Genomic DNA, 1,418 nt, shown 5'->3' with positions numbered 1-1,418 from the left:
TAGTACTCCAGCCGTAGATCGTGATCTTGCTCATGAGGGCCGCTGCGGACATGGGTGCGGCCACCGTTGATCATCGGTGTGTGAAGACAAACGATCATGCGGTGGCCGCAGGTCACAGCGTAGACCCTGTCCGCTGGCAGGAGGCTTTCGAGGTCCTGATGAGCCGGATCGCAAGTCGGTTCGCGCGGGTCGAACCCCGCCGCCGGGCCCGGAAGTTGGTGCTCGGGCTGCTGTCGGACCTGCCACGAAAGAACTGCTGGACGATCGCCGAGTGGGCCGGGGAGGCGACCCCGGACGGCATGCAGCACCTGCTGGGGCGGGCCAAGTGGGACGCCGACCGGGTGCGTGACGACGTGCGTGGCTACGTGGTGGAGCACTTGCACGACGACCAAGCGGTGCTGGTGGTCGACGAGACCGGGGACGTGAAGAAGGGCGCCGGCACGGCCGGTGTCCAGCGCCAGTACACCGGCACCGCGGGCAGAATCGAAAACGCTCAGGTCGCTGTCTACCTGGTCTACGCCGGTCGGCGCGGGCACGCCGCGGTGGACCGGGAACTCTACGTTCCGCGTTCTTGGACCTCCGACCCCGACCGCTGCCTCGCCGCCGGACTCGGCAAGGAGGCGTCATTCGCCACCAAGCCGGAGCTGGCCGCGCGCATGGTCGCCCACTTCCTGGACGCCGGCCACCGGGCCGCATGGGTTGCGGGCGACGAGGTCTACGGCGGCAACCCCAAGCTGCGAGGCGTGCTGGAGGAACGCGGCACCGGCTACGTCCTCGCGGTGGCCCGCTCGCACGACGTCACCACCAGCGCGGGGAAGTTCCACGCCGAGGCCCTGGCCAAGAAGGTACCCAAGCGGGCCTGGCAGAAGCTGTCCGCAGGGACCGGGGCGAAGGGCCACCGTTTCTACGACTGGACCGTCATCGACCTCGCCGACCCCGCTCCCGGCAGCCGCCAGTTGCTGATCCGCCGCAACCGCACCACCGGCGAACTCGCTTACTACCGCTGCTACTCGCCCCGCCCGGTGCCGCTGGCCGAGCTGGTGCGCGTCGCTGGATCAAGGTGGCAGGTGGAGGAGTTCTTCCAGGCCGGAAAGGGCCTGGCCGCACTGGACGAGCACCAGGTCCGCCGCTACGCGTCCTGGTCCCGCTGGGTCACCCTGGCCATGCTCGCGCACGCCTTCCTCGCCGTCGTCCGAGCAGACGAACACGCCCGCCACCCCGCATCCGACGCACGCATACCGCTCACCTGCAACGAGATCCAGCACCTGTTCATCGCGCTCGTCGTGCGCCCCGCCCTGGACGCCGTCCACCGGCTCAGCTGGTCCGACTGGCGACGCCGCCACCAAGCCCGATCCCAGACCAGCCACTACCGGCGACAAGCCGCTCAAGCATGAAGATCACGATCTACGGCTGGAGTA

General features: G+C 69.0%; 1 protein-coding gene. It reads left to right on the top strand.

The annotated features are described in order from the left end of the window. Nucleotides 1-158 precede the first annotated feature (158 nt). Nucleotides 159-1,394 carry an IS701 family transposase gene (locus KWI83_RS37675; protein ID WP_218518870.1) on the top strand — a complete coding sequence of 412 codons (1,236 nt, stop codon included), beginning with the start codon at nucleotides 159-161 and terminating at the stop codon, nucleotides 1,392-1,394. Nucleotides 1,395-1,418: the final 24 nt, after the last annotated feature.

The organism is Streptomyces sp. TRM70350 (assembly GCF_019219825.1).
In the GTDB taxonomy this organism is placed as follows: Bacteria; Actinomycetota; Actinomycetes; order Streptomycetales; family Streptomycetaceae; genus Streptomyces.
This window is presented reverse-complemented; position numbering and strand designations above follow the sequence as displayed.